This is a genomic window from Baekduia sp. (assembly GCF_035318805.1).
Lineage (GTDB): Bacteria > Actinomycetota > Thermoleophilia > Solirubrobacterales > Solirubrobacteraceae > Baekduia.
Genome location: NZ_DATHDY010000116.1, coordinates 68,032 through 74,862, shown reverse-complemented (window position 1 = coordinate 74,862; position 6,831 = coordinate 68,032). Strand labels below are relative to the sequence as shown.

5 protein-coding genes are annotated in these 6,831 nt (G+C 73.2%); 3 read left to right on the top strand and 2 right to left on the bottom strand.

Annotated features, from left to right (window positions below):
* Positions 1-209: 209 nt before the first annotated feature.
* Genes dxr through VK501_RS23760 form a run of 3 tightly spaced genes read left to right on the top strand, consistent with a single transcriptional unit; the run spans position 210 to position 4,256 of the window.
* Positions 210-1,361 (top strand): 1-deoxy-D-xylulose-5-phosphate reductoisomerase, encoded by a 1,152-nt coding sequence (gene dxr / locus VK501_RS23770; protein WP_324341922.1) that lies wholly within the window; start codon positions 210-212, stop codon positions 1,359-1,361.
* Positions 1,361-2,443 (top strand): M50 family metallopeptidase, encoded by a 1,083-nt coding sequence (locus tag VK501_RS23765; protein WP_324341920.1) that lies wholly within the window; start codon positions 1,361-1,363, stop codon positions 2,441-2,443. The genes dxr and VK501_RS23765 overlap by 1 nt, the downstream gene beginning before the upstream one ends.
* Before the next feature lie 19 nt (positions 2,444-2,462).
* Positions 2,463-4,256: an AMP-dependent synthetase/ligase gene (locus VK501_RS23760; RefSeq protein WP_324341918.1), complete on the top strand. Its 1,794-nt coding sequence runs from the start codon at positions 2,463-2,465 to the stop codon at positions 4,254-4,256.
* On the opposite strand, the gene VK501_RS23755 is transcribed toward VK501_RS23760, so the two are convergent.
* Together VK501_RS23755 and VK501_RS23750 are read right to left on the bottom strand one after the other, a co-directional pair.
* A complete protein-coding gene (locus VK501_RS23755; RefSeq protein ID WP_324341916.1) occupies positions 4,257-5,069 on the bottom strand; it encodes a HugZ family protein in 813 nt (270 codons plus the stop codon).
* A gap of 34 nt (positions 5,070-5,103) precedes the next feature.
* The gene (locus tag VK501_RS23750; protein WP_324341914.1) at positions 5,104-6,738 is read right to left on the bottom strand and encodes a GGDEF domain-containing protein; all 1,635 of its coding nucleotides are present in this window, start codon (positions 6,736-6,738) and stop codon (positions 5,104-5,106) included.
* Between the last annotated feature and the right edge of the window lie 93 nt (positions 6,739-6,831).

The window sequence follows — 6,831 nt, the reverse complement described above, 5'->3', positions numbered from 1 at the left end:
GCGCCTGGGCGGTAGCGGGACCGCGCTGCTGACCGCGCTGGTCGGCGGGATCCTCGGCGTCCGACGCCCCACGGCGATCGCGCGCGTGCCGTGGCTGGGACGCACGGCGGTACCCGAGACGGCGGCGCTCGACGGCGCCGTCGCCGCCCTGGCGGCCTCCCGCCAAGCTTGATCAGACCTTGAGGTCCCCGCGGCTACCCTTCTGGGCAATGCCCCGACGCCTCCTCGTGCTCGGCTCCACCGGGTCGATCGGCACCCAGGCGCTCGACGTGGTCTCCCGCACCGACGATCTCGAGATCGTCGGCCTGAGCGCAGCGCGCTCCTGGGAGGCCCTCGTCGAGCAGGCCGCGCGCACCGGCGTGCGCCGGATCGCGATCGCCGATCGCGACGCCGCCGCGCGCGCCGCCGAGGCGTGGACCGACGGCGAGGTGCTCGTCGGCGCCGAGGGGCTCGTCCAGCTCGTCCTCGAGTCCGGCGCCGACCTCGTGCTCAACGCGCTGGTCGGCTCGGCCGGCCTCGGCCCGACCGTGGCCGCGCTGGGCGAGGGGATCGACCTCGCGCTCGCCAACAAGGAGTCGCTGGTCGTCGGCGGCGAGCTGGTCACCCAGCTCGCCGAGGCCACCGGAGCGCAGCTGCTGCCCGTCGACTCCGAGCACGCCGCCCTGCACCACCTGCTCAACGGCGTGCCCCCCGGCGCGCTGGAGCGCATGACCATCACCGCCTCGGGCGGCCCGTTCCGCGGTCGCACCCACGCCGAGCTGGCCGACGTGACCGTCGAGCAGGCCCTGAACCACCCCACCTGGTCGATGGGCGGCAAGATCACGATCGACTCGGCCACGTTGATGAACAAGGGCCTGGAGGTCATGGAGGCCCACCACCTCTTCGGCGTGCCCTACGACAAGATCGACGTCGTCGTCCATCCGCAGTCGATCGTCCACGCCCTGGTCGAGACCGCCGACGGCGCGCAGCTCGCGCACCTCGGCCTCCCGGACATGCGCATCGCGATCGCCTACGCCCTGCACCACCCCGACATCGTCGCGCTGCCGACCAAGCGCCTGAACCTCGCCGAGATCGGCTCGCTCAGCTTCGAGCCCGTCGACGACGAGGCCTTCCCCTGCCTCGGCCTCTGCCGCCAGGCCGCGCTGGCCGGTGGCACCGCGCCCTGCGTGCTCAACGCCGCCAACGAGGTCGCCGTGCACGCCTTCCTCAACGGGCGCCTGCCGTTCACCGGCATCGCCGAGGTGATCGACGCGACGCTGCAGGAGCTGCCCGGCGGCCCGGTCCGGGCCTTCGAGTCGCTCTTCGAGGCCGACCGCGAGGCCCGCGAGCTCGCGAGCGAGCAGATCGGAGCGCGCGCCTAGTGTCTTGGATCCTCGCCTTCGTCGGCTTCGCCGCGCTGATCATCCTGCACGAGTTCGGCCACTTCGCCGCGGCCAAGGCCGTCGGCATGCGCGTCGAGCGCTTCGCGCTCTTCTTCCCGCCGCTGCTGTTCAAGGTCAAGCGCGGCGAGACCGAGTACGGCGTCGGCGCGATCCCGCTGGGCGGCTACGTGAAGATCACCGGCATGAACCCGGCGGAGGAGATCGCGCCGGAGCACGCCGAGCGCGCCTACTACCGCCAGCCGGTGTGGAAGCGCGTGGTCGTCATCGCCGCCGGCCCCGCCATGAACGTGCTCGTCGCGTTCCTGATCCTCTTCGCGCTGTTCGCCTTCAAGGGCGAGCAGGTCGTCAACTCCACCGTCGGCGCGGTCCAGCCCGCCTCAGCCGCCGCCGGGGTCCTCAAGCCGGGCGACAAGATCGTCGCCGTCGACGGCGTCAAGGGCGATCCCGAGGTGCTGCGCACGCGCATCAACACCCACACGTGCGCCGCCGGGGCCAAGGTCGACAAGTGCGTCGCCGCGACGCCGGCCAAGGTCACGGTGCAGCGCGCCGGGCGCACGGTCGTCCTCGACGTCAGCCCGCGGTACGACAAGACGCTGAAGCGCATGCTGCTCGGCTTCTCCTTCGGCGGCACCTACCACCGCCTGCCGATCGGCGACTCGGCCAACCGCTCGGTCACCGGCATGTGGAACGTCACGACGGCCACGGTCGACACCGTCACGCGCCTCTTCTACGACAGCTCCGCACGCAAGAACCTCTCCGGCGTCGTCGGCTCCTACGAGACGACCCGCCAGTCGTTCGCGGCCGACGACATCGACCTGGCGCTGCGGATCCTCGCGCTGATCTCGCTGTCGCTGGCGATCGTGAACCTCTTCCCCTTCCTGCCGCTGGACGGAGGCCACATCTTCTGGGCCCTGGCGGAGAAGGTCCGTGGGCGCCCCATCCCGTTCCGGGTCATGGAGCAGGCCAGCTACGTCGGCTTCGTGCTGGTCATCATGTTGTTCGCCGTGGGGTTGACCAACGACATCGGTCGGCTCCAAGATGGCGGCTTCGGAGTGAAGTAGCCACAAGGGAGGGGTCGAGGTGGAGAGCAGCACGACGCCGAAGCGGGGCGTGGACGCCGCGACGATCGCGGAGGCCTTCCGGCTGACCGCCGAGCAGCGCGCCGACCAGGTCGCGGTCCGCACGAAGGGCGGTGCCGTCTCCTGGACCTGGGGCGAGCTGCGCGATCGCGTCGACCGCCTCGCCGGCAGCCTGTCGGCGCTGGGGCTGCGCAAGGGCGACACGATCGCCCTGATGCTCGGCAACCGGCCGGAGTTCCACCAGGCCGACCTCGCGGCGATGATGGTCGGCGCGACGCCGTTCTCGATCTACATGACGTACGCGCCGAACCAGATCGAGTACGTCGTCCAGGACGCCGGCGCGAAGATCATCGTCACCGAGCAGCAGTTCCTCGACAACGTGCTCGAGGCGCGCAAGACGCTGCCCGGCCTGGCCCACGTCATCGTGGTCGACGGCGACGCGGTGCCCGAGGGCGTCACCCGCCTGGACGACCTGCCGGCCGCCGACTTCGACGTGGACGCCTCGGTCGCCGCGCTCGGGCCCGAGGACGTCCTGACGCTGATCTACACGTCGGGGACGACCGGGCCGCCCAAGGGCGTCGAGCTCGTCCATCGCAACCTCCTTTCGGCGGTCAGCGGCATCGAGGAGATCGTCCAGTTCCCCGACGGCGCGCGCGTCATCTCGTGGCTGCCCAACGCGCACATCGCCGAGCGTGCCGCGCATCACTACCTGCCGATCGTCTTCGGGTTCCAGGTGACGTGCTGCCCGAACCCGCGCGACATCATCGCGTTCCTGCCCGAGGTCCGCCCGCACTGGTTCTTCGCGGTCCCGCGCATCTGGGAGAAGCTGAAGTCGGGCCTGGAGGCGATGATCGCCGGCCAGCAGCCCGAGCAGCAGCAGGCCTCGCGCGCCGCGGTCGCCGACGGCCTGCAGAAGGTGCGCCTCGAGCAGGCCGGCGAGGAGGTCCCCGCCGCGCTGGCCGAGCGCGTGGCGCAGGCCGACGCCGCCATGTTCGCGGGCCTGCGCTCGATGCTCGGCCTCGACGAGGTCGTGGCCATCAACGTCGGCGCCGCCCCGACGCCGGTCGAGGTCCTCGAGTTCTTCCACGCCATCGGGCTGCCGCTCGGCGAGCTGTGGGGGATGAGCGAGACGTGCGGCGGCGGCGCGGTCAACCCGCCGCAGCGCATCAAGATCGGCACCGTCGGCCCGGCGACGCCGGGCTGCGAGCTCAAGCTCGCCGACGACGGCGAGCTGCTCATCCGCGGCGGCCTGGTCATGGCCGGCTACCGCGGCCTGCCCGACAAGACCGCCGAGGCGATCGACGCCGAGGGCTGGCTGCACACCGGCGACATCGCGCAGATCGACGGCGACGGCTACGTCAAGATCGTCGACCGCAAGAAGGAGATCATCATCAACGCGGCCGGCAAGAACATGTCGCCGGCCAACATCGAGGCCACGATCAAGAGCGCGTCGCCCCTGATCGGCAACGCGGTCTGCATCGGCGATGCCAGGCCCTACAACACGGCGCTGATCGTGCTCGATGCCGACTTCGCGCCCGCGTGGGCCGCGCAGAACGGCATCGAGGGCGCGACGCTCGAGTCGCTGTCGCACGACGAGCGCGTGCGCGCCGCGATCCAGGAGGGCATCGACGGCGCCAACGCCAAGCTCGCGCGCGTCGAGCAGATCAAGAAGTTCGTGATCGTCGAGGGCGACTGGCTGCCCGGCGGCGACGAGCTGACGCCGACGATGAAGCTCAAGCGCAAGCCGATCGCCGAGAAGTACGACCGCGACATCGCCGGGATGTACACCAAGTAGCTACGGGGCCGGGCTCGCGCGCGCCCGGCGGGTCAGCTCGACCGTCGCGCCGCGCAGGCTCGCCGGATCGGCGACCGGTTCGGCGAACCCGACGCGGGCGGGCGCCGTGCCGCGCTCGGTCTCGACGACGAGGTCCAGGCCATAGCGATCGGCTGCGGTGCAGCGCGCGCTCGTCGCGTCCGGGTAGCCGCCGAGCGAGCGGGCCATCGCCAGCAGCGCGTCGGCGTGGTCGGCGTTGAGGTGGTCGACCGCGCCGCGGGCCCCGCCGATCGGGTCGGCCTGCGCCGCGGCGTAGTCGGCGCCGTCGGTCGAGGACATGCGCCCGTATCCGCCGACCCAGCGCACGCGCTCCACCCGCAGCACGTAGAGCGAGAAGTCGGTGTAGTCGATGTAGTAGCGGCCGGAGTCGACCGCGGCGAGGTAGGCGGCACGGGCGGCCGCGTGCTCCTCGCCGGCCGGGCGGATCACGGCGCCGGCGAGCGTGACGCGGCCGGCCGCCAGCGGATCGGCGACCGGTGCGGGATCGACGACGACGAGGCTCGCGCGCGCGTCGCGCGCCAGGTTGCGCCCGTGCTCGGCCAGCTGGGAGACGCACAGGACCGGCGAGCCGTCGGGCAGCGCGGCGTAGGTGACCATCGAGCCCCACGGGCCGCCGTCGTCGCTGAGCGTCGCGAGCGTGGCCACGTTGGTGGCCGCCAGCAGCGTGCGCGCCTCCTCGGCGGTGCTGCGGCGCGGCACGGCTTCGACGTCGGTCAGCGGCGGCGGGACGGGCGGGGGTGCCTCGGACGGCACGCCGTGGTCGAGCTCGGGCATGCCTGCATGGTGACGGGTCGCGCCCGCCGTGCGCCTACGGCCAGCCGGCGCCGGGCGTGGCGAGGCGCGCCGCGTCGCGGCCGGCGGCCTTGGCCTCGTACATCGCGCGATCGGCGGCCTGCAGCAGCGCCTCGGCGCTGCGGTCGGGCCGGTCGGGCAGCGCGACGCCGATGCTCGCCGTCACCTGCGCGACGCCCGCCGCCAGCGGGATCGGCTCGGCCAGCAGCGTGCGCAGGCGCTCGGCGACGTCCATCGCCTCGTCGGCGCCGCTGACGTCCTCGCAGATCGCGACGAACTCGTCGCCGCCGAAGCGCGCGACCGTGTCGCCGGGGCGCAGGTCCTCGTCGATCCGCGCCGCGGTCACGCGCAGCAGCTCGTCGCCGGCGGTGTGGCCGAGCGTGTCGTTGGCGTGCTTGAAGTTGTCGAGGTCGATGAACAGCACCGCGACGCTGCTGCCCGAGCGCTTGACGCGCTGCAGCGCATGGCGCAGGCGCTCGGCCAGCGCGGCGCGGTTGACCAGGCCGGTGAGCGGGTCGTGGTCGGCCCGGTGGGTGGTCGCCTCGAAGTCGCGGGCGGCGTCCAGCGCGGCAGCGGCCTGGTCGGCGAACAGGCGCAGCGCCTGCAGGCTCTCGCGGGCGGGCAGCAGCCGGTCGGCGGGGTCGTCGGCCCAGATCACGCCGCGGGGCTCGCCGTCGCGCCCCATCAGCGGCACGAGCAGCCAGTGGCGGTCCCAGGCGTACGGCCCGCGGCCGTTGGACTGCGAGCGGTAGATGGTGTTCTGCTGTCCGAGCAGGCCCTCGGCCTCCTCGCGCTCCAGCAGGAAGCAGCCGTGGCGGTCGTGGACGGGCTGCAGGATCGGCGCGAGCTGCGCGAGCGTGTAGGCCACGTGGGAGAAGACGGGGTCGTGCAGCGTCCAGCCGGCGGTGGCCGCCGGGCGCAGCAGGCCGCCGTCCTCCGCGAGCAGGACGGCCACGCGCTCGAAGCGCAGGGCGTCGCGGATGCCGGCGCAGACCGCGTCGAGCACGCCGCCGCCCGACCGGGCGTCGGCGATGCGCGACGACACCGACAGCAGGCGCTCCAGCGCGGTCCGGTGGGCGGCCTCGCGGCGGCCGTCCTGGGCCTGCTCGACGGCCAGGGCGGCGATCTGGGCCATGGAGACGAGACGATCCAGGTCGTCGTCGCCGGGGCGGCGCCCGTGTACGGGCTCGTCGACCGAGAGGATCCCGAGGACGTCGCCGTTGGCGCGCCGCAGGACGGCGATCAGGAGGTCTTCGGGATCCCAGTCCCCGGGGGCGGCCGACCGCGGGCCGGGCGGGGTGTAGACCGCCATGCCGCCCTGGCCGACGGTCAGGGCGCCGGCCGGTACGTGATGGGCTCCGCGGACCTCGAAGCGCGCGGCGATGTAGGGCGCCCACTGCTCCCACGACGACGCCTGGCCCAGCAGCGTGGCCCGGGCGTCGGCGGAGCCGTGGACCGTGATCGCCTCGAAGTCGTCCCACTCCGGGCGGTGGAGGTTGACGGCGACCGTCCGGTAGCCGAGCGCCTTGGCGAGGACCGCGGCGACGCGGTCCAGCGCGCCGACGAGGTCGTCGTGCGTCCGGACGCCGCGGGCGGCCTCCAGCGCACCCCGCAGGGAGGCGATCAGGGACAGGGAGGAGCTCTCGGGCACGGTTCACCTGGGTTAACGGCCGCGTGGGGTGGGCTCTTGAGCCGGATGCGGCGCAGCCACCGCGGCTGGACGGGCCGGTAGGGTCGTGCCGAC

Coding starts and splice junctions, on each gene's coding strand:
- VK501_RS23755 (WP_324341916.1), bottom strand. CDS start 5,069: ATGCCCGAGCTCGACCACGGCGTGCCGTCCGAGGCACCCCCGCCCGTC.
- dxr (WP_324341922.1), top strand. CDS start 210: ATGCCCCGACGCCTCCTCGTGCTCGGCTCCACCGGGTCGATCGGCACC.